The organism is Lacisediminihabitans profunda (genome assembly GCF_008040105.1).
GTDB lineage: Bacteria > Actinomycetota > Actinomycetes > Actinomycetales > Microbacteriaceae > Lacisediminihabitans > Lacisediminihabitans profunda.
Genome location: NZ_VRMG01000094.1, coordinates 1 through 301, shown reverse-complemented (window position 1 = coordinate 301; position 301 = coordinate 1). Strand labels below are relative to the sequence as shown.

The window sequence follows — 301 nt, the reverse complement described above, 5'->3', positions numbered from 1 at the left end:
GCGAAGTAGACGACCATCGCGGACCCCGGGCTGAGGGCGCCGGCCACCTGGATGTCGGGAAGCACCTCGCCGCCGGCGCCGGCTGGGTCCTTGCCCGGCTGGTTCTTCGCTCCGTCCACCCCGACCGCCGTGACCGTGGGGCCCGTGATGCCGAGGCTTGTGAAGTAGGTCGAGAGCTCGGCCTGGGCGAACCCGCCGCCGAGTTCGATGATCGCGATGCTCTGGCCCGAGCCGTCTGTGCCGGGCGGAAAACGATAAATCGGCCCGAGCTCGATCGGGGTGGAGCTCACCGAAACGGCTC

The 301-nt window shown here is 69.8% G+C and carries 1 pseudogene; it reads right to left on the bottom strand.

Annotation, left to right across the window (positions count from 1 at the left end):
* Window positions 1-290 (bottom strand): annotated as a pseudogene (locus FVP33_RS19200) (peptidase S53); the annotation flags it as partial.
* Window positions 291-301 lie beyond the last annotated feature (11 nt).